This is a genomic window from Kitasatospora viridis, assembly GCF_007829815.1.
Classification (GTDB): domain Bacteria; phylum Actinomycetota; class Actinomycetes; order Streptomycetales; family Streptomycetaceae; genus Kitasatospora; species Kitasatospora viridis.
Genome location: NZ_VIWT01000001.1, coordinates 5,777,645 through 5,798,117, shown reverse-complemented (window position 1 = coordinate 5,798,117; position 20,473 = coordinate 5,777,645). Strand labels below are relative to the sequence as shown.

The window sequence follows — 20,473 nt, the reverse complement described above, 5'->3', positions numbered from 1 at the left end:
GTGGATCAGTTCTCGTGCGCCGAGGCGTCGTCGATCAGGAAGGCGGTGCCGGGGGTGGCGGAGGTCTCGTGCGAGACCAGCTTCAGGCTGATCGTGGTGCCCCAGCCGACCTGCTGGATGAAGGGGGTCAGGTCGACCGACTGCTGCTGGTAGCCGGCCTGGGCGCCCTGGCTGCTCCAGCTCTTCACCACACCGAGCTCGTGGCCGTCGTACTGCGAGTACGCGATCAGCTGCAGGGTGTCCGGGTTGCTCCCCGAGGTGTTGGTGGACTCGGTGTCCAGCCAGAACGAGAAGTTGGCGCTGCGGTAGCCCGGGTAGGTGTTCAGCGAGGTGTTGATCGAGTCGTCGGCCGCGCTGCCGGACTGGCCGAGCCAGGCGTACCACTGCCCGGAGTGGGCGGCGTGCAGGCTCGACGGGGTGATGATGTTGTAGCCGGAGGGGCCCCAGGCGTCGGTCATCACGGTGTGGTCGACGTCGGCCGAGCCGTTCTCGAAGCCCGGGTCGATCAGCTGCTCGGGGCCGCTGTTGCAGCCGCCGGCACCGCCGGTGACGTTCTCCCAGAACCCGGTGCTGGCCGTTCGTCCGCCCGCGTCGGTGGCGTTCACGGTGATCCGCTGCCAGCCGTTGGTGCCCGAGCTGGTGCCGGAGATGACGCCGGTGCCGGAGTTGATGCTCAGGCCGCTCGGCAGGCCGGTCGCGCTGTAGCTGACCGCGGCACCGGAGCTGTCAGCCGCCGCCGCGCCGATGTCCACCGGCTGGCCGGGGGTGTCGGTGCGGTCGCACATCACGCTCAGGGTGAGGGTGGGGCCGGTGACGATCGGGTCCGAGGACTGGCAGAGGTGGTCGGTGTTGGACCACAGGGTCTGCAGCGGGAAGGAGCCGGTGGAGAGGTTCTCGAAGAACAGGCCGCCGTTGGAACCCTTGGGGATCCAGGCGCACTTGTCCGCGACCTCCTGGCCGGTGACGTCGGTCCAGCCGCCCGGGGTGTTCGGGTCGGTCAGCGTCTCGGCGTACTCGTGGCCGCCGATGATGCCGTAGCCGTCCAGCAGACCGCGCGGGGTGTTCTCACCGAACCAGTTGGCGCCGCAGCCGGCCACGTCGGGCTGGTAGGGCATGTTGGTGTAGGAGATCGAACCGAACGAGGTGCGCTCGAAGTCGTGCCAGGCGCAGTAGCCGATCTCCTTCCACTTGTCCGGGTCGGCTCCCTGGGCGGAGTCGATCACGTACTGCACGTTGCGGTTCTGCGCCTCGGTGGTGTTGCCGAAGTGCTGCGCCGCGGCCGCCGCCTCGGCACCGAGCTGCGGCTCGGTGGCCGCCGCCGGGGCGGCGGCGCTGTTGTCCAGCCAGACGCCGGCCAGCACGCTGCCGGCCTGCGGGTACTGGATGTGCGCGGCGTTCGCCGGGCACTGCATGCTGCCGGCCTGGATGCCCTCGCAGTACTGGGTCAGCACCGCGCTCCAGCCGTCGCCGGAGGAGCCCAGGCCCTTGAAGAAGTCCTGCTGGTACGGGGCCGCGCCGTCCGGGTCGCCCGAAGCGACCAGGTCACCGCTGGAGTTGGTGCTCTGGGTGCCCCACTGGGACCCCCACAGCACCAGGTAGACCTTCGGCGGACCGGTCATCACACCGGCCGAGTCCTCGCCGCCCTTGTAGGTCATCGGCGCGTCGTACTCGTTGGCGACGTAGCCGTCACCGTCGTTGCCGTTGCCCGGGTCGGCGCCGTCGGCCAGCTGCGGGGTGACCTTGCCGCCGGTCTTGGTGGAGGCCTTGGCGGCGGCCGGACCGGCCTTCGCCGCGCCCGGCTTGAAGGCGTACGCCTTGTGCGGGCCGCCCGAGGCGGGGGTGCTGACGGGGGTGCCCGGTTCGGCGTTCGCCTGCGCGGTCGCGTGGAGCGCGGGGTGCGGGTCGGCGATCGCCGACAGCGGGCTGAAGGCGAGGCCGGTCACTGCCATGGCGGCCGTCAGGCCGACCATGAGCGTTCGCCTGCTGCGCCGCAGCAGGCGGGCTCGATTTCTGAGCACGTGTCACATTCCTTCTGGGGTCGTTGATCACCCGCGTCCGGGCGCATGGGGCGGCTCGGGCGGGCGACGGGAATGCGGTGGGGGGACACGAGGGCAGCACGGGGAGGTGGTGCCGTCGACGAGGCACTGCGTGGGGGAACTGCACGCGTCGCCGGGTCGCGGCGACAGTGCCATACGATATTGCACTGTCGGTAGACCGACAAGACTCGACGCAAGTAATCGACTTCCAACAGAATTCTTGGTCGATCTTGAGCGAATCAGAGCGGAACGGTCCGTCAATGACCCGCTACCGCAGGTTTACCGGGGCTGTCCGGACGCCAGATATCCCAGATGACGCAACAGTCCTTCCGGTGCTCCCCAGCGGTCCGGTACTCCCCCGAGGTCCGGGCCGCCCTCGACGACGGCCGCCCGGTGCTCGCCCTGGAGTCCACGATCATCGCGCACGGCCTGCCGCGGCCGCGCAACCTCGCCGTCGCGCTCGAACTGGAGGAACTGGCCCGCGAACACGGCGCCGTGCCCGCGACCGTCGCCGTCCTGGACGGGCAGCCGCGGATCGGCCTGGACCGGGCCGGGCTCGACCGGATCGCGAACCAGGACGGACTGCGCAAGCTCGCCCAGCGCGACCTCCCGCTCGCCGTGGCCACCGGGGCGAGCGGCGCGACCACCGTCTCCGCCACCGCCTTCCTGGCCGCCCGGGCCGGACTTCGGGTCTTCGCCACCGGCGGGCTCGGCGGGGTGCACCGGGACTGGGTGACCAGCCAGGACGAGTCCGCCGACCTGCCGCTGCTCGCCCGCACCCGGATCACCGTGGTCTGCGCCGGCGTCAAGTCCATCCTCGACGTGCCCGCCACCCTGGAGCGGATGGAGACCCTGGGCATCGCGGTGGCCGGCTACCGCACCGACGAGTTCCCCGGCTTCTACCTGACCTCCTCCGGCCACCCGCTCGGCTGGCGGGTCGACGACCCGCACACGGTGGTCGCCGCGATGCGGGCGCAGGACGCGCTGGACGGCCCGCCGGGCGCCCTGGTGGTGGCCAACCCGGTGCCGCCCGCACAGCAGTTGGACCCCGCGCTGCACGACCAGGTGGTGGCCGACGGCCTGGCCGCCGCCGAGCTGAAGGGGATCACCGGCCAGGCCGTCACCCCGTTCCTGCTCGCCCACCTGGTCGGCCACACCGGCAGCGCCTCGCTGGAGGCCAACCTGGCGGCGGTGCGCGGCAACGTGCGGCTCGGCGCCCGGATCGCCACCGCCTGGGCCGCCACCGACCGGACCGCCCCCCTGCGGACCGCCGGGTGAAGCCGCTGCTGGTGATCGGCGACGTGGTCACCGACATCGTGGCCCGCCACCGCGCCCCGCTCGCCGCGCAGACCGACACTGCCGCCCGGATCTCCGTGCAGCCCGGCGGATCGGCCGGCAACACCGCTGCCTGGGCAGTCAGTTCGGGCTGCCGGGAGGTGCGGCTACTGGCCCGGGTGGGCGCCGACTCGGCCGACTGGCACCGCTCGGCGCTGACCGCCGCCGGGGTCTCGGCCCACCTGGTGGTGGACCAGCGGCTCTCCACCGGCGTGGTGATCGCCCTGGTGGACTCCGCCGCCGAGCGCAGCTTCGTCACCGACGGCGGGGCCGCCGCCGCGCTCTGCACCGCCGACTGGCTGCCCGGACTGCTCGCCGGGGCCGGCCTGCTGCACCTCTCCGGCTACCTGTTCTTCCCGCCCGCCGGACGGGAGTTGGCCCGCCTCGCGATCCACGAGGCACGGGCGGCCGGGGTGCCGGTCTGCGTGGATCCGGCCTCCACCGGCTTCCTGACCGAGCTCGGGACGGCGTCCTTCTGGGCCACCGCGGCCGACGTCGACCTGCTGCTGCCCAACCTGGCCGAGGCCCGGCTGCTCAGCGGCGAGCAGGACCCGGAGGCGGCGGCGCGGGCGCTCAGCCACCGGGTCGGCACGGCCGTGGTCAAGCTCGGCCCGGACGGCGCGGTCGCCGCCCGGGACGGCGCGGTGATCGCCCGGGCACCCGGCACGGCGGCCCGGGCGGTGGACAGCACCGGCGCGGGCGACGCCTTCGCCGGCGGCTACCTGACCGCGCTGCTCGCGGGCGCCGACCAGCAGCGGGCGCTGGCGGCCGGGTGCCTGGCCGGCGCCCGGGCGGTCGAGGTGGTCGGCGGTCGGCCCGAGCGGTTCTGACGGATCGTCGGGATGCCTGTCAGCGGGCCTTTTCTGATTGACCGTCAGACTGTTTCTCAGCGGCCGACTTCGCGGCGCAGGAAGTCCTCCACCGTTTCGCGGCGCAGCAGTTGGCGGGCCCGGCCGTCGCGCACCGCGATCAGCGCGGGCCGGCCGACCAGGTTGTAGGTGGAGGCCATCGAGAGCTGGTAGGCGCCGGCCACCGGAACGGCGAGCAGGTCGCCGGGGCGCAGGTCGGCGGGGAGGTGGGCGCCGGGCACCAGCACGTCGCCCGCCTCGCAGTGGCGGCCGACCACGTCGATCGGCACCGGCTCCGCGTGCGAGGCGCGGCCGACCAGGCGCGCCGTGTACCGGGAGCCGTAGAGCGCCGGGCGCGGGTTGTCGCTCATCCCGCCGTCCACCGCCGCGAACACCCGCCCGTCCGTCCCGTGCTTGACCGCCAGCACCCGGTACAGCGCCACCCCGGCCGGCCCGACCACCGCACGCCCGGGCTCGACCAGCAGCCGCGGCACCCGCAGCCCGTGCGCCGCACAGGCGGCCGCCAACCGGGCGGTGACCAGGCGGGCGTACTCCGCCAGGTCCAACTCGGGGTCGCCGGGCAGGTAGGCCACGCCGTGGCCGCCGCCGAGGTCCAGCTCCGGCAGCTCGACCCCGTGCTCGTCCCGGATGCCGGCCAGCAGGGCGGTGATCCGGTCGATCGCGGCCAGGAACGGCTCGGGATCGGTGATCTGCGAGCCCAGGTGGCAGTGCAGCCCCGCCAGCCGCAGCCCGGGCTGGGCCAGCACCCGGCGGACCGCCTCGGCCGCGTCGCCGCCCTCGATCGGGAAGCCGAACTTCTGCCCGGCCACCCCGGTCCGCACCGCCGCGTGGTGTCCGGCCGCGACACCGGGCAGCACCCGCACCAGCACCCGCTGCGGCTCGTCCGCCACGGTCAGCGCGGCGAGCCGGGGGATCTCGGCCAGCCCGTCGATGACGATCCGTCCGACTCGCAGCCGCAGCGCCAGCCGCAGCTCCTCGGGGCTCTTGGCGTTGCCGTGCAGCAGCATCCGCTGCGGCGGGAACCCGGCCGCGGCGGCCAGTTGGAGCTCGCCGACCGAGCAGACGTCCAGCCCGAGCCCCTCCTCCTCGACCCAGTTCGCCACCGCGCTGCACAGGAAGGCCTTGGCGGCGTAGTGCACTTCGGCGTGCGGCAGGGCGGCGCGGTAGGCCCGCGCCCGGGCGCGCAGCTCCTGCTCGTCGAGCAGGTAGAGCGGGGTGCCGAACCGGTCGGCGGCCTCCGCCAGGCCGACCCCGCCGACCGCGAGGTCGCCGCCGGGCCGGGTGCGGGTGGAGGCCGGCCAGGGCGAGCCGGGGGCGGTGGGCGTCCCGGCGGTCGACGCGGTGGCGGTCGGTGCGGCGGCGGCGCTCGGCCCGGTGGTGGCGACGGTGGTCATCGGCTGCTCCTCTGACTGGTGCGTGTCCCCAGTTCAGCGCCGGGCCCACCGCCCGCGCAGCCGCTTTGACGAACGGCGTACGCGAACGCCCGCGGTTTTGACGTCGAGTTGACGCTTTGCCGGATATTGGCTCGGAGGCGCAGTAAGAACTTGTTAAAATACGACCCTGGTGTGCCGGGAAGTCTGGTCGGCCGGGGGACGGACTGCGGCGGTCGCCGACAGCGACCCCGAGAACGAAGCCCGAGGTCTCGGTCCATGCGCGCGGTCGGAACTGTCCTGCTCCTGGTGGTGCTGGCGACGAGTGTGGCGACCGGCGCCCGGCGATGGCGGATCCCCGCCCCCTCCCTGCTCGTGCTGGCCGGCCTCGCCGTCGCGCTGGTGCCCGGCACCCCCGCACTGCACATCGCGCCCGAGACCATCGGCCTGGTGGTGCTGCCGCCGCTGCTGCACGCCTCCGCCGAGGAGCTCTCGCTGCGCGACCTGCGCACCGTCTGGCGCCCCGTCACCGGGCTCGCGCTCGGCCTGGTGCTGGCCTCGGCGGCCGCCGTGGCCGGGCTGGCCGCCTGGCTCACCCCGCTGCCGCTGCCGACCGCCTTCGTGCTCGGCGCGGTGCTCGCCTCCACCGACCCGGTCGCGGTCAGCGCGCTCGGCCGCCGGCTCGCGCTGCCCGGCCGGGTGCAGGTGCTGGTGCAGGCCGAGAGCCTGTTCAACGACGCCACCTCGCTGGTGCTCTTCCGGGTCGCGGTCACCGTCGCGGTGGCCTCCTCCGCGTTCAGCTGGGGCGGCGCGGTCGGCGAGTTCCTGCTGCTGGCCGGCGGCGGCAGCCTGATCGGCGCGGCGGTGGCCGCGGTCGTCACCCAGATCCGCCGGCGCACCACCGACCCGGTGCTGGAGACCGTGATCGCCCTGGTCACCCCGTACGGCGCGTACGTGCTGGCGGAGGGCGCGCACACCTCGGGCGTGACCGCCGTGGTGGTCGCCGGGGTGCTGCTCGGCCGCTCCGGCCACCGGCTCACCGACGCCCGGATCCGGCTCCAGCTGCACGCCGTCCAGGCCGTGGTGATCTTCCTGCTGGAGAGCGTGGTGTTCAGCCTGGTCGGCCTGGAACTGCCCACCATGGTCCGCGAGTTGCCCGCCGGCACCGGCCTCTGGCCGCTCCAGGCACTGGTCGTGGCGGCGGCCCTGGTCGCCCTGCGGGTGCTCTGGATGCTGCCGCTGTCCACCGCGCTGCGCCCCAGCGGCGGGCGGCCCTCCTGGCGGATAGCCGGCGTGGTCAGCTGGGCCGGCACCCGGGGCGTGATGCCGCTGGCCGCCGCCCTGTCCATCCCGCTGACCGCCGCCGACGGCGCCGCCCTGCCCGGCCGGCCGCTGGTCCTGGTGCTCACCACCGCCGTCGTCGTCTTCACCCTGGTGGTGCAGGGGCTGAGCCTGGCCCCACTGGTCACCCGCTCCGGCCTCGCCCTCGAACCCGAGCACACCCTGCGCGAGGAGCAGCAGGCCCGCGCCAGCCTGGCCCACGCCGGCCTCGAACACCTCGACGCCCTCGCCGAGTTGGAATCCACCCCGGAACACCTCCTGGACCGCGTGCGACGCAGCCTCCAGGCCCGCCTGCACCACGCCGAGGACACCGCCGAACCCGACGCCTCCGCCCCCACCCTCCTCGCCTACCGCGACCTGCGCCGCGAGGTCATCGAGGTGCAGAGCGCCGAACTCCACCGCCTCTACGACACGCACCGGATCAGCGACACCACCCGCCGCCAACTCCAGCGCGACCTGGACCTGGAGGAGGCGGCGCTGGGGACGGTGTGATGACCCCCGGGCGCCTCTAGGATCGGCTCCATGAGGTCACCGAGGTCCGATGCCGCGTAAGCCGCCGGGCGTGGTGCGCGCGACCCCGCCCGAACACCCGGGGCCCGCCCCGGTCAGCCACCTGCTGATCGGCACCTGCCCCGGACCGCCGGCGTGCGCTGCCGTCCACACGTACCTCTTCGTCGACGGCCTGGACCTGATCGAGCGCAGCCACAGCGGCGCCGTCGGCATTCCGCCGCACCTGCTGCTCAGCCCCGGCGGGCCGCTCTACCCGACTGACCGCGCCCGCACGGTGACCGTGGCCGACCCGCCCCTGGGCTCCAGCAACTCCTTCGGAGTCGAGATCCGGATCCGGATGCGGGGCGGGACCGTCATCTGGAGCGACCTGATGTACCCCGGCGCGGACCGCGCGCCCATCTGGGAGGTGCGCTTCGAGCTCGCCCACTACCTGACCGAGCTCGAACGCGCCCACTCCCGCTGGGGGAACGCCGGTGGTTCGTAGGACCCCAGAGCGCCATTCCGGGCAGCCTGACAGGGCACCCTTGGGACGTCGATCCTGGTCAGGAGCGGTCGCGGCGCTCACGTTGTCGGCGAGCGGGCTCGGTTAGGCTGCCCCGCATGGTCGAGGGACAGCGGGAGCACTGGGAACGGACGTACGACGAGCATCCGGAGATGTACGGGCCGGAGCCGTCCGAGCCGGCGGTGCACGCGGCCGAGGCGTTCCGTGCGGCTGGTGCCCGCGAGGTGTTGGAGTTGGGGGCCGGGCACGGGCGGGATGCGCTGTACCTGGCCCGGGCCGGGTTCTCGGTGACCGCTGCCGACTTCAGTCCCGTCGGGCTCAACCAGCTCGCCGATGCCGCGGCGCATGACGGGTTGTCGGGTCGGCTGCGCACCGTGGCGCACGATGTGCGCACGCCGCTTCCGCTGGCCGATTCCTCGGTGGACGCCGTCTTCGCGCACATGCTGCTCTGCATGGCGCTGCGCACCGCGGAGTTGCACGCGCTGACCGCCGAGGTGCGCCGGGTGCTGCGGCCGGGCGGCAGCTTCGTCTACACCGTGCGCCACACCGGCGACGCCCACTACGGCGCGGGCACCGGCCACGGGGACGACATCTGGGAGCACGGCGGCTTCGCCGTGCACTTCTTCCCGCGCGAACTGGTGGACGCCCTGGCCGAGGGCTGGGACCTGCGGGAGGTCCAGCCGTTCGAGGAGGGCGCCCTGCCGCGCCGGCTGTGGCGGGTCACGATGTCGCGCGAGTCGAACCAGGGTCTGGTCTGACCGGTCCCGCCGATCCTGCGCAGGCGCAACATAGGCGCACCATAGGCGCAGGATCGGCGGGGCGCGCGCCCTAGGCCGCCGCCTGCACGAGGCGCGGGTCGTACTTGTAGCCGACCTGACGGACCGTCGCGATCGCGTCCCGGTGGCCCGGGCCGAGCTTGCGGCGGATCCGGGCGATGTGGGTGGCGATGGTGCGGGTGTCGCCGTTGTCGGGGCGGCCCCAGATCGCCTCCATCAGCTGGCCGCGGGAGTGCACCCGCAGCGGGCTGGCCACCAGGTGGGCGAGCAGTTCGAACTCCAGGAACGGCAGCTCTATCGGGCGCCCGTCCACCAGGACGGTGCGCTGGTCGACGTCGACCACCAGGCCGGGCAGCTCGGTCCGGGGAACGTCGGGGTGGTTCGCCGAGAAGACGACGTCGAGTCGGGGGTAGCGGATGGCCATGTCGAAGCTCCTTGGGTGGTGCGGGTTCAGCGGTCGGCGGTCCAGCGGCAGGCCAACCGGGTGGCCCCGTCGGCGGCGGTGACCGACTCCCAACGGGCCCGCAGCCGACGCGAACCGCCCTGCGGCCCGTCGGGGGTGACGGCGTGCAGCACCGGACTGTCGAACGGGCTCTCAGCGAGGCGCTGGACGGCCTGGGCGAACGCGGCGCGCAACGAGCGGGTGCGCGGGCGGCTCAGCTGGACGGACTGGAACGAGGCAATGACGGACATCTGGTGTCACCTCCGTGACCGGGTCTGCGGGCATGCCGAACACGCCCATGGACAGAACTGATGGGGGAAAAGGGAGTTGAGTGGGTGTCAGTGGGCGAGGGCGGACTGCACCAGCTTGATGACGACCAGGATCATCGCGATGAACAGGTACCCGCGCAGGGCGCCCATGCCGATCTTGCGACCCGTCGACATCACCGGCATCGTCAGCGTCTCCAGCGGCGGCATCCGCCAAGTGTCCCGGCCGGTACGGTCGATCGGGTCCTCCTTGGTCGCGGTGCGCTTGCGGGTGAAGGCGAAGCCCGCCGCCAGCACACCCACCACACCGCAGCCGGCCATGATGTCCAGGATCGCGCCCGAGGAGATGTCCGGGAACAGCACCGACGCGGTCAAGATGATCGACAGCGTCACCAGCACACCCACCACCGCGGACGTGAACGCGTTCGTCTTCGGCCCGTTCGTCCACGGCCCCAGCACCTGACGGTCGTTGCACAGCAGCAGCAGGAACACCGACGCCGACGGCAGCAACACCCCCGCCAACACCTGCACACCCTGCGTCAACAGACCCAGCGTGTGGTCCGAGGCCACCAGCACGATCCCCGCCGCCGCACACACCAGACCCGCGTACACCGCGTAGAACCCCTTCGCCCCACCGATCCCCCGGTGCAGCGAGTGCTTGATCCCGAACACGTCACCGATCGCATAAGCCGTCGACAGCGACACCGCGAACGCACCGATGATCGAGGCGTCCAGCAGCGCGATCGCGAACAGCACACCCACCAGCTTGCCCGCGTGCGCCTCCAACCCCCTGGCCACCCCGGCCGCGTCCGAGAACTGCCCGAACCCGTCCGTGCCCGCGAACGCCGCCGCCGCGAACCCCATCATCGCCGCCGCACCCACGACCACGATCACGATGCCGATCCACAGATCGACCTTCTCGTACTTCATGAACCGCGGCGTGATCCGCTTGTCGATCACGTAGCTCTGCTGGAAGAACAGCTGCCACGGCGCCACCGTCGTACCCACGATCGAGATGATCAGCAGCATCACCGTCGCCAACTGCCCCGTACCGCCCGGCATGTTGGGCACCACGAAGTCGTGGCCCATCTGCGAGCTCTTCGGGTGCACCATGAAGTAGATCGGGACCAGCAGCAGCGAACCCGCGCACAGCGCCACCGCGATCCGCTCGAACCGCCGGAACGAACCCGTGAACGCCGACGCGATGATGATCGCCGCCGCCAGCACCACCGACGCCACCTTCGGCAGCCCCAGGTACCCCGCCGCCAGCGTCACCCCGATGAACTCCGTCACCAGCGTCAACGCGTTCAACAGGAACAGGTCGATCACACTGAACGCGCCCCAGAACCTCCCGAACCGCTCCAGGATCAGCCGGGCGTGCCCCACCCCGGTCACCGCACCCAGGCGCAGCACCATCTCCTGGTTCACGTACAGCACCGGAACCAGCAGCAGCAGCGTCCACAGCAGGCTCGTGCCGTAGTTCTGCCCCGCCTGACCGTACGTCGAGAACGCACCCGCGTCGTTGTCCCCGACCATCACGATCAGGCCCGGCCCCACAATGGCCAGCAACGTCTTCAACTTCGCCGACAACCCCTTGCGCGGAGCGTCGTCGTCCAAACGAATGGTGCCCAGAGCACCCTTGATGTCACCGATGTGCGCGTCGTCCAGAACGGCGGCGCGGGGTGCCGGAACCCCGGCGGTGAGGTCGGTCTTGGTGGTGATGTCGGTCATGGCAGGCCTCCCTGGCCCCCCGATGACGGGGGAGGTCGGTGGCAGGCAGCAGCGATCCGCCCTGCGAGGGCCGTCCGGGCAGCACGAACTGACGTCGTGTCGGACGAAGGCGCAGAGAAGGTGGTTACCGCGTGCCGTAGGAGTACGAGGACAGGCGGGGGTAGGGGCAACTGTGGCCCGGACTACTGCAGTCCATGTCTCTCGCCTCCTCCCGGTCGCACACGCCCCGTGGCGTGTGTCATCGACACGGCAAGGAGTTCGCCAGTGCGCACGACGGCCTACTGGCTCACCCCAACTCGTCAGAGCTTTGGCACTTCACGGCGTACTCCCACCGGAGTGGGCAGCCACTTGGGATCAACCCTTAGGTCGGGAAGATCTGTCCTGACCCTGGGCGTCTCTCGACGTCGTGGGGTCAGTGGCCTGTGTCCGCGAAGACGCCTCACCGAACGAGGTGCCTGTTTTTGGATCCACTGCAAAACCACAACAAGGTTACTCCATGTTCGGGCAACCACTTCAGCCCTTTACGGAGTTTTGACGACCTGATTGCTACTCAGGCGGTCGGGTGCCCGGGCCGGCCGGGCCGAACTGCGCGGCGTGCTCGGCGATCCGGCGGACCGCGTCGACCGGCAGGTCGAGGTGCTGGGCCAGCCACTCGGGGCGGTGGCCCTGCACCGCGAGCAGGTAGGCGGTGTGGATCCGGGCGTCGTACGCCACCTCGGGCGAGGTGGTGGCGGCGAAGTCGCGGGCGTCCAGCAGGTAGAGCCGGGCCGCGCCGTCGCGCAGGGTGAGCCGCAGACAGCCGCGCGGCTGCGGGCCCCGGTCCTGCGGGTGGTGCTGCGGGTGGTGCTGCGCTGCGGCCGGCTGGTGCCGGACGTGTCGCGCGATGGTCAGGATGGACATGGCCAACCTCCGGTGTGCGCACGCGAGTTGACGGTACGTCGAGGACGCCGTCGACCAGCGTTGATCGAACGGGATGCCGGAAGGCGGTCGCCACTATAGCCACCGTTTGTGTCGTCACCGCCGCCTTGACAGCGTTCGCGAGAGCTGGGCCGTACTGTTCGCCGCGGCGCCCGTCTCCGATCCCGGCGCCGCTGTGACGGGGCGTCGACTCCGCAGGGTGGGCCCGCTCCGTCAGGCGGCCACCAGTGGGCGCACCCGCCGGGCCGGGCTCCGCTCCGGGCGCCAGATCCGCGCCGCCGCGACCGCCGCGACCGCCGCGAGGGCCCCCTGGGCGAGCACCGCCGCCGCCAGGCCCGCCGTGGCGCCGAGCCAGCCCGCGAGCGGATAGGTGAGCAGCCAGCAGCTGTGCGAGAGCGAGAACTGGGCGGCGAACGCGTCGGCCCGCCGCTCCGCGCTGACGCAGCGTCGGATCAGCCGGCCCGCCGGCGCGTTGACCGAGGCACAGGCCGCGCCGAGCGCCGCCCACACTGCAAGCAGCGTCGGCCACTGCCAACTCCCGCGCCCGCCGGCCATGGTGAGGCCGGTCAGCGGCACGAAGAGCGCCGCGATCGCGAAGCCGCCGCCGAGCAGCACGACCCGGTCCGACACCCGCTCCAGCACCCGGGGCAGCAGCAGCGCGGCCGTCATCGACCCGGCCCCGTAGGCGCCCAGCGCGAACGCCACCGCGCCCGCTCCCAGGTGCAGTTGGTGCCGCACGTACACCACGGTGTTCACGTAGACCACCGCTCCCCCGGCCGCCACCGCGAGGTTGAGCGCGAGCAGCGCCCGCAGCCGGGGTTCGCGCCAGAGCAGCCGCACCCCTGCGGTGGACCGGGCCAGCGCCCCGCCCTCGACCGGCCGCCGCACCGGCTTCGGCAGCACGGCCGAGACCACCAGCGCGGCCGAGGCGAGGAAGCCGACCACGGTGCCGAAGAAGAGCTGGTGGTACGTCAGCACGGCGAGCAGCCCGGCGGCCAGCGCGGGGCTGCACAGGTTCTCCAGGTCGTAGGCGAGGCTGGCCAGCGAGAGCGCCCGGGTGTACTCCCGCTCCTCGGTGAGCACTTCGGGCACCAGCGACTGGAAGGCGGGGGTGAACGCGGCCGAGGCCGCCTGCAGCACGAAGATCAGCAGGTACACCTGCCAGACCCGGTCGACGAACGGCAGCGCCAGCGCCACCCCGGCCCGGATCAGGTCGGCGCCGACCAGCAGCACCCGGCGCGGCAGCCGGTGCGCGTGCGCGCCGACCAGCGGGGCGAACCCGACGAACGCGACCATCTTGATCGCCAGCGCCGTCCCCAGCACCTCCCCGGCCCGCGCCCCGGCCAGCCCGTAGGCGAGCAGGCTCAGCGCGACGGTGGCCAGGCCGGTCCCGGTCAGCGCGATGACCTGGGCGGCGAAGAGATGACGGTACGTACGGTGGCGGAAGAGCCCAAACACGGCACACCTCGGCAGGGGTAGGCGCCAGCACGGTGCGCCGAGCATATCTCATGTGCGCACCTGCGCACATATAGACGGGATATTCGCACCGGAAGACGAGCAGACTTGCCAACCGAGGGTAATCAGGTAGTCACCTAACGTGGGATACCGTCGTGGCCTGACACCTACCAAGGAGGACGTCATGGCCAGCAGGGCCAGCATCGTTTTCGCCCACGGACTCTGGGCCGACGGGTCGTGCTTCAACAAGCTCATCCCCGCGCTCCAGGCCGAGGGCCACCAGGTCTACAGCTCGCAGCACGGCCTCGACTCGCTCGCGGGCGACGTCGCCTGCGTCACCCGCGCCATCGAGCACGTGCCCGGCCCGGTCGTGCTGGTCGGCCACTCCTACGGCGGGACCCTGATCACCAAGGCCGGCGTCCACGACCGCGTCGGCGCCCTGGTCTACATCGCCGCGCTCGCCCCCGACGAGGACGAGACCTCGCAGGACCAGCAGGCCAAGTACCCCACCATGCCCGTCTTCGAGCAGCTCGACGTCTCCGACGGCCGGATCTGGCTGCGCGAGTCGGGCCTCGCCGACTTCTGCCGCGACCTGCCCGCCGCCGAGCAGAAGCTCGTCCACGCGACCGGCGCCGTGCCCGTGCCCGACCTGTTCGCCCAGCAGGTCCCCGGCACCGCCTGGCGCACGAAGCCGAGTTGGTACATCGTCGCGAACCACGACCGCACCGTGAGCCCCGACCTGGAGCGGGCCGCCGCCGAGCGCATGGGCGCCAAGACCCACGACGTCGACAGCAGCCACGTGCCCATGCTGTCGCACCCCGACTTCGTCCTCGACGTCATCCGGGACGCCGCCAAGAGCCTGGAGGCGTAAGGCAGTCGGTGCCTCAGTCGTGCGAGGGCAGGTGCCCGATCTCGTGGTCGGCCACGCTGAGCGCCTCGTCGACCAGGCGGCGCAGGTGGCCGTGGCGCAGGGCGTAGACCACCCGGCGGCCGTCCTTGCGGGTGGTCACCAGGCCGGACAGGCGGAGCTTGCCGAGGTGCTGGCTGACCGAGGTGCGGGTGGCGCCGGTGGCCTCGGTGAGCGTGCTGACGTCGGCCTCGCCCTCGCCGAGGTGGTGCAGCAGGGCGAGCCGGGTGCGGTCGGCGAGCAGGGCGAGGATGCCGGCGGCGACGTCGAGCCGCTCCTCCGTCACCGGTTCCTGCACATGGTTCGCACCTGAGACCTGCCCGCCCTTGCTCATGAGGCCCATCCTAGGCGGCCCCGGACGCGCCGGAGGGCGCGGTGCCCGGCCGCCATGCCAGGTCCCGCGCCCTCCGCGTGTTGCGACCGGCCCACCGCTCCCCATCGGTCCGACCGGTCCGTCGCACCAGAAAGCTATCCGGGCCGCGGGGCCGTGCCGGCCGCCCTGACGCGTTCTTCACGCGCCCGGAGCGGATCTTGACGCTTGCTTGGCGCCCTTCGGTCCCGGCTCTCGGGCTCAGCCCGGGATCTCCAGCCGGAACCGCAGCCGGCAGATCACCGCGTCGGTGTACCGCCGCACCGCCAGGTCCAGCACCGCCCCGCGCTGGTTCTGCAGCAACCGCTGCCACGGGTGCGGCAGGTGGGTCTCCGGGATCAGCACCACCAGCCGCTCGTGGTCACTCTCCTCGGCCGCCACCCGGCGCAGGTAGTCGACGATCGGGCGGGTCAGCGAACGGGTCCGGCTGGGCAGCGGGACCAGCGGCACCTGCGGGTGCCAGGCCGCCCACTGCGCCCGCATCCGTTCCGCCGCCGTCTCGTCGTCGGCGTAGACCACGGTGACCGCCCGCACCTCGTCCCCCATCGACAGCGCCGCGCTCAACGCCTCCCGGGTGAGCAGGTTGACCGCGCCGACCGGCACCACCACCAGCGAGCGGCGCGGCTGCGGCGGCCCGGGCACCTCGTCCACCCGCAGCGCCAGCCCGATCCGCCGGTAACTGCGGTGCACCGACTCGAAGAGCAGCACCAGCACGGCCACCGCCAGGAAGACCAGCCAGCCGCCCTCGCCGAACTTGGCGATCAGCTCGATCACGGTGGCCGCGGCGGTGAGCACCGCGCCGACGCCGTTCAGCAGCGCCCGCCACCGCCAGCCGGGGCCGCGCTCGATCCGCCAGTGCCGGACCATGCCGACCTGGGAGATGGTGAACCCGATGAAGACGCCGATCGCGAAGACCGGCACCAGCGCCTGGGTGTTGCCCTGCGCGCCGACCAGCAGCACCAGCGCGGCCACCGCCAGCACCGCCACCCCGTGCCGGTAGACCTGCCGGTCGGCGCGCAGCGCGAAGACGTGCGGCAGGTGGTGGTCGCGGGCCAGCAGCGAGGTGAGCACCGGCATGCCGCCGAAGGAGGTGTTGGCGGCCAGCGCGAGCAGCGCCACGGTGGCGAACTGCACCACGTAGAAGGCCAGGTTGTGGCCGAGCGAGGCGTCGGTGAGCTGGGCCAGCACGGTCTTGGTGGGGTCCGGCGCGACGTGGAACCTGCGGATCAGCAGCGAGAGGCCGATCAGCATCGCGCCGAGCAGTGCGCCGAGCGCGATCTCGGTGCGCTGGGCCCGCAGCACCCGGGGCGTGCGGAAGGTCGGCACGGCGTTGGCGATCGCCTCCACGCCGGTCAGCGCGGCGCAGCCGGAGGCGAAGGCCTTGAGCAGCAGGAGCAGGCCGACGGCCTCGGTGGCCGGGCCCGGCCGGGTCGGCGCGGTCAGCGGGTGGCTGCGCAGCAGGCCGACCACGATCACCGCGAAGACCGCGACCACGAAGACCACGGTGGGCAGGATCAGCGCCTTGGCCGACTCGGCCACGCCGTACAGGTTGAAGCCGGTGATCAGGACCAGCACCGCGACGCAGATCACCACCCGGTCGCCGTACAGCGAGGGGAAGGCGGAGGTGAGCGCGGCCACCCCGGCCGAGACCGAGACGGCCACGTTGAGCACGTAGTCGATGATCAGCGAGGCGGCCGCGACCAGGCTGACCCGGCGGCCGAGGTGACGGCCCGCCACCGCGTAGGCGCCGCCGCCGTTCGGGAAGGCGGCGATCACCTGGCGGTAGGAGAAGGTGAGCGCGGCCAGCAGCACCACGATGGCCAGGGTGACCGGGAGGGTGTAGTCCAGGCCGGTCGCGCCGGCCGCGGCGAGCACCAGGACGATCGCCTCCGGCCCGTAGGCCACCGAGGCGAGCGCGTCCAGCGAGAGCGCGGCCAGTCCCTGGGGGACGGTCAGCCGGTCCCGCTCGCGCTCGCCGCCGACCGCCGGCTCCGTCGCCTCCACCGCCGCACCTCTCTCCGGGTTGTGGGGCGACGCTAGCGGCCGGGCCGCACCGGCCCGGGCAGGACGCGCAGCCAACGGACGGAATCCTTCCCTCCGCTTCGTTCTGATGGCCCGTCCGGGGGACGCCCGCCTAGATCGACTTGCAACCGGACCACCCTGCCGACGCGTCATATTCCGGGGGGATCCGGAGCACAGCTCAAGACCGCAGGGAGACGCATGCCCGCCAACAGGTGGACCCTGGCAGCCGACCGGAGCCTCACCGCCGCCAGGCACCTGGGCAGATCCGCCGGCCTGCGACTGCGCCGCCGGGCGCTCGCCTGCGTGCATCCCGAACTGCGGCGGCCCAAGGGCTACCCCCGACCGGACCGCAGCGGCCCGCGCCGCTGGCTGCCCTCCTGGCGGCACGTGCTGCGGATCGTGCTGTTCGGCACCGTGGGCCTGGTCGGCCTGCTGGCCTACGCCTACCACCAGACCCGGATCCCCACCGATCTGAAGGCCTTCGCCACCCAGCAGAACAACGTCTACTTCTGGGCCGACGGCACCGAGATGGCCCGCACCGGGGAGACCAACCGGGAGGACGTCCCGCTGGACCGAATACCGCAGGGCGTCCAGTGGGCGGCGCTGGCCGCCGAGAACGAGACCTTCTACACCGACTACGGCGTCTCGCCGCGCGGCATGGTCCGGGCGGTCTACAACATGGCCACCGGCGGCCAGACCCAGGGCGGCTCGACGATCACCCAGCAGTACGTCAAGAACGCCTACCTGAACCAGCACCAGACGATGAGCCGCAAGCTCACCGAGATCTTCATGGCGGTCAAGCTGGACCGCAAGGAGAGCAAGCAGCAGATCCTGGAGGGCTACCTCAACACCAGCTGGTACGGCCGCGGCGCCTACGGCATCGAGCGGGCCGCACTGGCCTACTACGGCGAGGACGCCGCCAAGCTCAACCCCAGCCAGGGCGCCTTCCTGGCCGCGCTGCTCAAGGGCGCGAGCCTCTACGACCCGGCCGGCGGAGCGGCCAACCACCAACGGGCGGTGGACCGTTGGAACTGGATACTGGACCGGATGGTGGTGATCGGCAAGCTCTCGCCGGCCGAGCGGGCCAGCTACACCACCTTCCCGGAGCCGATCGCCCCGCCCAAGCAGGTCGGCCTCACCGGCCAGACCGGCTACCTGGTGGACATGGCCCGGCAGTACGCGGTCGGCCACGCCGGCATCACCGACGCCCAGTTCGACCTCGGCGGCTACCAGATCTACACCACCTTCCAGAAGCCGAAGGAGGACGCGCTGACCGCCGCCGTCAAGGCCGCCGCCGGCCGCCAGCAGGCCGACGACCAACTCCGGGTGGGAGCGGCCTCGGTGGACACCGACGGCCGGGTGCTGGCGGTCTACGGCGGCCCGGACTACCTGAAACAGGGCTACGACAACGCCAACTCGGCGATCGTGCAGGCCGGTTCGGCGTTCACGCCGTTCGTGTACGCGGCCGCGCTCGGCCAAGGCGTGCAGAAGCAGCTGAACGTGCCGCGCGCCCCGGTCTCCCCCACCAGCACCTACGACGGTGACGACCAGGCGCCGATGATGACCCCGGAGGGCCCGTACTGGGACCGCAACGGGAAGATCGTCAAGAGCGGCAACGACGGCGGCAAGTCCTGGGGGTCGATCAGCCTGCAGCAGGCCGTCGCGCAGTCGGTGAACAGCCCGATGGAGCAACTCGGCCTGGACGTCGGCCTGGACCGGGTCCGGCAGACCGCCGTGGGCCTGGGCCTGCTGCCCGAGAGCATGGGCGCCCAGACCCCGGCCTTCTCGCTCGGCAACTCCACCCCGAGCGCCGTGCGGATGGCCGACGCCTACGCGGCCTTCGCCACCGGCGGGCTGCACACCGACCCCTACTCCGTCCTGCGGATCACCCGCAACGGGGCCGACGTGCCCGTGGCCGAGCCGGCCTCCGCCCGGGTGCTGAGCACCCAGGTGGCGCAGCAGGTGGACGCCGCGCTGACCGAGGCGGTGCGCAGCGGCAGCGCCCGGGCGGCCCAGCTGCCGGGCCGGCTCGTGGCCGGCAAGACCGGCACCACCCAGGACAACACGGCGGGCTGGTTCGTCGGCTACAGCGGCGAACTGTCCACCGCCGTCTCGGTGTTCCGCCTGGACGCGAAGAGCGTGCAGACCCTGCCGCTGGACGGCCAGGGCGACCCCGCCAAGTCGACCGCCGCGAACGCCTATCCGCTGGACGTCTGGAGCAGCTACCAGAAGGCCCTGCCCTAGCAGGCCTGACGGAGCGTCACTTGATGATGCTGGACCAGTCCGGGGCCTGCCCCGGGTCCAGGGTGCGCAACTGGGCGAGCACCTTGGGGTCCTGGACGTCCAGCCAGTCGGCGAGCTCCTTGAACGAGACGCAGCGCACGTCGGTCTGGGTGCAGACGGAGCGCATCACGTCCTCCACCGCCTTCATGTAGATGCCGCCGTTCCAGGTCTCGAAGTGGTTCCCGATGAAGAACGGGGCCCGGCTGCCGTTGTAGGCGCGCTCGAAGCCGTTCAGATAGCCGTCCCGGGTGGTCTTCTCCCAGGAGGCGTACTTGGACGGGTCGCCGTTCGGGTCGCTGTTGGACTGGTTGGCGAGGAAGTTGAAGTCCATCGAGAGCACCTGGAAGTTCTGCCCCGGGTAGGGGATCTCCTGCAGCGGGAAGTTCCAGATCCCGTTGCTCTTGCCCGGCCAGATCTGGAAGTCGCCCGGCGAGCTGGCGTCGTAGCGCCAGCCGAGCTGCTGCTCGACCGGCAGCAGCGTCTTCTGCCCCTCCAGGCACGGCGCCCGGCCGCCGACCAGCTCCTGCTGGTAGTCGAAGGGCAGCGGCGGGATGTCCTTGTAGCCGGTGTTGGTCTTCCAGTTCTCCACGAAGGAGTAGGCCTGCTGGGTCTCGCTCAGCCAGTCGGCGCTGCTCCAGTCGTTGCCGCCGCCGGGCCCGCAGAAGTGGCCGTTGAAGTGGGTGCCGATCTCGTCGCCGTCGGCCCAGGCCCCGCGCAGCTGCTCCAGGGTGTCCTTGATGTGCTGGTCGGTCGCGAAGTCGATGGCGGCGGTGCCCACCGGGTGCTTCGGCGGGTGGTAGAGGTAGCGCTTGGAGTTGGGCAGCAGGTACATCCCGCTCAGGAAGAACGTCATCTGGGCGTGGCTCTCCTTGGCCACCTCGCGGAAGTGCGAGAACAGGTGCTCGTCGCCCTCCAGCGCACCGTCCCAGGAGAAGACCACGAACTGCGGCGGCTTCTCACCCGGCTTCAGCTTCTCGGGCACCGGCTGGTTCGGCTCCGGCCCCGAGTCCTCCGTCGAACCGTCGCCGATCACGTGCACCTTGCCGTCCCAGGGCTTGGTGACCCGGGGCGACGGGCTCGCGCCCGCCGGCGCACCGGACGCGGGCGTGCTCGGCCCGGCGTCGGGGGCGGGCGACGCCGCGGCGGAGGGCCGGGCGTTGCCGCTCGGCTGGTCGGGGAGCAGGGCGAGCGCCACCGCGATCCCCAGGCCTCCGGTCAGCAGGACGGTCGTGCGCCGAGTGGTCCGCACCATCAACCTCGTTCCAGACGTGAGTTGCGGGCGTCCCGGCCGACTCGTGCCGGAACACCTGTTCCCCCCATGGGTTCAGACGCCACGAGTG

Annotated in this window: 17 protein-coding genes and 1 riboswitch; of the genes, 7 read left to right on the top strand and 10 right to left on the bottom strand. The window is 72.3% G+C overall.

The window, feature by feature from the left end:
* Positions 1-5: 5 nt before the first annotated feature.
* A complete protein-coding gene (locus tag FHX73_RS26030) occupies positions 6-2,018 on the bottom strand; it encodes an Ig domain-containing protein (protein ID WP_145907568.1) in 2,013 nt (670 codons plus the stop codon).
* Positions 2,019-2,348: 330 nt separating this feature from the next.
* On the opposite strand from FHX73_RS26030, the gene FHX73_RS26025 reads away from it, so the two are divergent.
* On the top strand, positions 2,349-3,314 hold the full coding sequence (locus FHX73_RS26025) for a pseudouridine-5'-phosphate glycosidase (RefSeq protein ID WP_145907565.1): 966 nt from the start codon (positions 2,349-2,351) through the stop codon (positions 3,312-3,314).
* Positions 3,311-4,201, top strand: a complete 891-nt coding sequence (locus FHX73_RS26020; protein ID WP_145907562.1) for a carbohydrate kinase family protein — start codon at positions 3,311-3,313, stop codon at positions 4,199-4,201. Before FHX73_RS26025 ends, FHX73_RS26020 begins: the two co-directional genes overlap by 4 nt.
* Positions 4,202-4,257: 56 nt before the next feature.
* Here FHX73_RS26020 and lysA read toward each other — a convergent pair whose 3' ends face one another.
* Entirely contained in the window at positions 4,258-5,634 is a 1,377-nt protein-coding gene (gene lysA / locus FHX73_RS26015) for a diaminopimelate decarboxylase (RefSeq protein ID WP_145907559.1), read from the bottom strand.
* A 255-nt stretch (positions 5,635-5,889) separates the two neighbouring features.
* Between lysA and FHX73_RS26010 the strand changes: the two genes are divergently transcribed.
* The 3 genes from FHX73_RS26010 to FHX73_RS26000 all read left to right on the top strand — a co-directional run bounded on the left by FHX73_RS26010 (position 5,890) and on the right by FHX73_RS26000 (position 8,721).
* Complete coding sequence (locus FHX73_RS26010) at positions 5,890-7,443, top strand: Na+/H+ antiporter (protein ID WP_145907557.1); 1,554 nt, start codon at positions 5,890-5,892, stop codon at positions 7,441-7,443.
* Positions 7,444-7,492: 49 nt separating this feature from the next.
* Positions 7,493-7,945 (top strand): hypothetical protein, encoded by a 453-nt coding sequence (locus tag FHX73_RS26005; protein ID WP_211786254.1) that lies wholly within the window; start codon positions 7,493-7,495, stop codon positions 7,943-7,945.
* Between the two features lie 116 nt (positions 7,946-8,061).
* Entirely contained in the window at positions 8,062-8,721 is a 660-nt protein-coding gene (locus FHX73_RS26000; RefSeq protein WP_145907554.1) for a class I SAM-dependent methyltransferase, read from the top strand.
* 70 nt (positions 8,722-8,791) lie between these two features.
* Here the strand turns inward: FHX73_RS26000 and FHX73_RS25995 are convergent, their stop codons facing one another.
* The 5 genes from FHX73_RS25995 to FHX73_RS25975 form a co-directional block, all read right to left on the bottom strand.
* Positions 8,792-9,163, bottom strand: a complete 372-nt coding sequence (locus tag FHX73_RS25995; RefSeq protein WP_145907551.1) for a winged helix-turn-helix domain-containing protein — start codon at positions 9,161-9,163, stop codon at positions 8,792-8,794.
* Between the two features lie 26 nt (positions 9,164-9,189).
* The gene (locus FHX73_RS25990) at positions 9,190-9,432 is read right to left on the bottom strand and encodes a hypothetical protein (protein WP_145907548.1); all 243 of its coding nucleotides are present in this window, start codon (positions 9,430-9,432) and stop codon (positions 9,190-9,192) included.
* Between the two features lie 87 nt (positions 9,433-9,519).
* Positions 9,520-11,178, bottom strand: coding sequence for an NRAMP family divalent metal transporter (locus tag FHX73_RS25985; protein ID WP_145907546.1), 1,659 nt, complete (start codon positions 11,176-11,178; stop codon positions 9,520-9,522).
* Positions 11,179-11,461: 283 nt separating this feature from the next.
* Positions 11,462-11,636: riboswitch (M-box (ykoK) riboswitch) on the bottom strand.
* 88 nt (positions 11,637-11,724) lie between these two features.
* Positions 11,725-12,078 (bottom strand): hypothetical protein, encoded by a 354-nt coding sequence (locus tag FHX73_RS25980; protein ID WP_145907544.1) that lies wholly within the window; start codon positions 12,076-12,078, stop codon positions 11,725-11,727.
* A gap of 231 nt (positions 12,079-12,309) precedes the next feature.
* Positions 12,310-13,554: an MFS transporter gene (locus tag FHX73_RS25975; protein WP_145907542.1), complete on the bottom strand. Its 1,245-nt coding sequence runs from the start codon at positions 13,552-13,554 to the stop codon at positions 12,310-12,312.
* Between the two features lie 181 nt (positions 13,555-13,735).
* Between FHX73_RS25975 and FHX73_RS25970 the strand changes: the two genes are divergently transcribed.
* Positions 13,736-14,422: an alpha/beta fold hydrolase gene (locus tag FHX73_RS25970; protein ID WP_145907540.1), complete on the top strand. Its 687-nt coding sequence runs from the start codon at positions 13,736-13,738 to the stop codon at positions 14,420-14,422.
* Between the two features lie 13 nt (positions 14,423-14,435).
* Here FHX73_RS25970 and FHX73_RS25965 read toward each other — a convergent pair whose 3' ends face one another.
* Positions 14,436-14,792: an ArsR/SmtB family transcription factor gene (locus FHX73_RS25965; protein ID WP_145907538.1), complete on the bottom strand. Its 357-nt coding sequence runs from the start codon at positions 14,790-14,792 to the stop codon at positions 14,436-14,438.
* A 237-nt stretch (positions 14,793-15,029) separates the two neighbouring features.
* Positions 15,030-16,832, bottom strand: a complete 1,803-nt coding sequence (locus tag FHX73_RS25960) for an APC family permease (protein ID WP_246213718.1) — start codon at positions 16,830-16,832, stop codon at positions 15,030-15,032.
* A 216-nt stretch (positions 16,833-17,048) separates the two neighbouring features.
* On the opposite strand from FHX73_RS25960, the gene FHX73_RS25955 reads away from it, so the two are divergent.
* Positions 17,049-19,094 (top strand): transglycosylase domain-containing protein, encoded by a 2,046-nt coding sequence (locus FHX73_RS25955; protein ID WP_145907535.1) that lies wholly within the window; start codon positions 17,049-17,051, stop codon positions 19,092-19,094.
* Between the two features lie 16 nt (positions 19,095-19,110).
* Here the strand turns inward: FHX73_RS25955 and FHX73_RS25950 are convergent, their stop codons facing one another.
* The gene (locus FHX73_RS25950; protein WP_145907533.1) at positions 19,111-20,385 is read right to left on the bottom strand and encodes a polysaccharide deacetylase family protein; all 1,275 of its coding nucleotides are present in this window, start codon (positions 20,383-20,385) and stop codon (positions 19,111-19,113) included.
* Between the last annotated feature and the right edge of the window lie 88 nt (positions 20,386-20,473).

What these genes read in the sequence shown, in the direction of transcription:
- FHX73_RS25985 (WP_145907546.1), bottom strand. Translation starts at nt 11,178, where the DNA reads ATGACCGACATCACCACCAAGACCGACCTCACCGCCGGGGTTCCGGCA.
- FHX73_RS25990 (WP_145907548.1), bottom strand. Translation starts at nt 9,432, where the DNA reads ATGTCCGTCATTGCCTCGTTCCAGTCCGTCCAGCTGAGCCGCCCGCGC.
- FHX73_RS25950 (WP_145907533.1), bottom strand. Translation starts at nt 20,385, where the DNA reads ATGGTGCGGACCACTCGGCGCACGACCGTCCTGCTGACCGGAGGCCTG.
- FHX73_RS26025 (WP_145907565.1), top strand. Translation starts at nt 2,349, where the DNA reads ATGACGCAACAGTCCTTCCGGTGCTCCCCAGCGGTCCGGTACTCCCCC.
- lysA (WP_145907559.1), bottom strand. Translation starts at nt 5,634, where the DNA reads ATGACCACCGTCGCCACCACCGGGCCGAGCGCCGCCGCCGCACCGACC.
- FHX73_RS26010 (WP_145907557.1), top strand. Translation starts at nt 5,890, where the DNA reads ATGCGCGCGGTCGGAACTGTCCTGCTCCTGGTGGTGCTGGCGACGAGT.
- FHX73_RS26005 (WP_211786254.1), top strand. Translation starts at nt 7,493, where the DNA reads ATGCCGCGTAAGCCGCCGGGCGTGGTGCGCGCGACCCCGCCCGAACAC.
- FHX73_RS25980 (WP_145907544.1), bottom strand. Translation starts at nt 12,078, where the DNA reads ATGTCCATCCTGACCATCGCGCGACACGTCCGGCACCAGCCGGCCGCA.
- FHX73_RS25995 (WP_145907551.1), bottom strand. Translation starts at nt 9,163, where the DNA reads ATGGCCATCCGCTACCCCCGACTCGACGTCGTCTTCTCGGCGAACCAC.
- FHX73_RS25970 (WP_145907540.1), top strand. Translation starts at nt 13,736, where the DNA reads ATGGCCAGCAGGGCCAGCATCGTTTTCGCCCACGGACTCTGGGCCGAC.
- FHX73_RS26000 (WP_145907554.1), top strand. Translation starts at nt 8,062, where the DNA reads ATGGTCGAGGGACAGCGGGAGCACTGGGAACGGACGTACGACGAGCAT.
- FHX73_RS25955 (WP_145907535.1), top strand. Translation starts at nt 17,049, where the DNA reads ATGCCCGCCAACAGGTGGACCCTGGCAGCCGACCGGAGCCTCACCGCC.
- FHX73_RS25965 (WP_145907538.1), bottom strand. Translation starts at nt 14,792, where the DNA reads ATGAGCAAGGGCGGGCAGGTCTCAGGTGCGAACCATGTGCAGGAACCG.